Genomic DNA, 1729 nt, shown 5'->3' with positions numbered 1-1729 from the left:
CCCCGCCCCCGCCCCGCGCCGCCCGGCCGGGGCTTCGTCGTTTCGCTCGTCATTCGCTCACCATTCGCTCGCCATTTCGTCCGTCATGTCGGGAGCACACCATGGCCACACCCCTGTCCGCCGACGCCTTCGCCCGCGCCCTGCGCGCCGAGGGCGTGTCGGTCGTCGAACACGACGGCTGGCGCACGCACAACCGCAACCACATGGGCCCCTGGGGCCCCGTCAACGGCGTGATGCTGCATCACACCGCCGGCCGTGACAGCGTCGAGCTCTGCCAGGACGGCATGAGCGGGCTGCCCGGACCGCTGTGCATCGGCGTCATCGCCAAGGACGGCACGGTCCACCTCGTCGGGTACGGGCGCACCAACCACGCCGGCAAGGGCTCGCGCGCCGCGTACGAGGCGGTGCGGGCGGAGGGCCCCACGCCCGCCCGCCCCGGCCCCGACGCACTCGACGGCAACACGCACTTCTACGGCTTCGAGATCGAGAACCTCGGCGACGGCCGGGACCCGTACCCGGACGCGCAGCTCGACGCCGTCGAGCGGATCGCTGCGGCCGTCTGCCGCGCCCACGGCTGGACGCCGGCGAGCGTCATCGGCCACAAGGAGTGGACGACCCGCAAGATCGACCCGTCCTTCTCCATGCCCGGCATGCGGGACCGGATAGCCGCCCGCCTCCAGGGCGACCCCGGCGCCCGGCCGGAGCCGCGTCCGCAGCGGCCGGCCGAGCCCGCGGCGTACGAGCCCTTCCCCGGCGCCGAGTTCTTCGCCCCCGGGCGCGAGAGCGCGATCGTCACGGCGATGGGCCGGCGCCTGGTGGCGGAGGGCTGCGGCCGGTACGAGGTCGGCCCGGGGCCGCGCTGGACCGACGCCGACCGCCGGTCGTACCAGCGGTGGCAGCAGAAGCTCGGTTACGGCGGCGCCGACGCGGACGGCATCCCGGGCCCGGTGAGCTGGGACCGGCTGCGGGTGCCGCGCAGCGGCTGAGACCGAGGGAACCGGATCGATGGGTCGAGGAGGTCCATCCATGTCAGAGGCCGCCAAGCGCACGGCGCGCACGGTGTTCCAGACGGCGGTGGCCATCGCGCTGCTGCTGCCCGCCGTCGTCGACGCGGCGGGGCTGCCCGCCACCCTGCCGTGGGTCGCCGGGGCGCTCGCCGCGGCGGGCGCGCTCACGCGGGTCATGGCCCTGCCGGGCGTGCAGGCACTGCTGCCCGCGTGGCTGCGCACCGCGCCGCCGGGGCCGGAAACGGGCGACGGCGAGCTGCGCCGGCTCATCGCGGAGGAGGAACGCGAGGAGGAGGAACGCCCGGTGCCACGGGCCTTCGGTTTCCGTGCGGACCCGGCCGGCGACCCGGGGGCGGATACGGGTGCGGGCGCGGGTGCCGGGCCGGGGCCCGGGGAGCGCGGGGGCGGCGCGTGAACGAGCAGGCCCCCTCCGACGCGGCTGCGGTCGCCCTGGAACTGGAGCGGCTGCGGGGCACGGTCGAGGCCGGTTTCGCCCGGGTGGACGGCTCCCTCGCGCTGCTGGTCCAGCGCAGCGACCAGACCGACCGCCAACTGGCGGACCACGAGGCCCGCCTGGACGCCCTGGAGCGCTCCCGCTGGCCGCTCCCCTCCCTGGTGGCCCTCACCGGCCTCCTGGCCAGCGCGACGGCGGTCTACGCGACCCTGGCCCGCTGACCGACGAAAGCGCCGCCCCCGACGCCGCGAGCCCCCACCCCCGTACC

Annotated in this window: 2 protein-coding genes and 1 pseudogene; all 3 read left to right on the top strand. The window is 76.5% G+C overall.

Features of this window, described 5'->3' with window-relative positions; genetic code table 11:
- Window positions 1–101: 101 nt before the first annotated feature.
- Window positions 102–986, top strand: a complete 885-nt coding sequence (locus ACSNOD_RS30960) for a peptidoglycan-binding protein (protein ID WP_436770399.1) — start codon at window positions 102–104, stop codon at window positions 984–986.
- A gap of 40 nt (window positions 987–1026) precedes the next feature.
- Window positions 1027–1239 (top strand): annotated as a pseudogene (locus ACSNOD_RS30955) (hypothetical protein); the annotation flags it as partial.
- A 179-nt stretch (window positions 1240–1418) separates the two neighbouring features.
- Window positions 1419–1682, top strand: a complete 264-nt coding sequence (locus tag ACSNOD_RS30950; protein WP_436770398.1) for a hypothetical protein — start codon at window positions 1419–1421, stop codon at window positions 1680–1682.
- Window positions 1683–1729 lie beyond the last annotated feature (47 nt).

Origin of the sequence: Streptomyces sp. URMC 123 (assembly GCF_051386515.1) — a bacterium.
Taxonomy (GTDB): domain Bacteria; phylum Actinomycetota; class Actinomycetes; order Streptomycetales; family Streptomycetaceae; genus Streptomyces.
This window is presented reverse-complemented; position numbering and strand designations above follow the sequence as displayed.

Bases quoted from the DNA above. Each gene is read 5' to 3' on its own strand.
- ACSNOD_RS30960 (WP_436770399.1), top strand. From the start codon at position 102: ATGGCCACACCCCTGTCCGCCGACGCCTTCGCCCGCGCCCTGCGCGCC.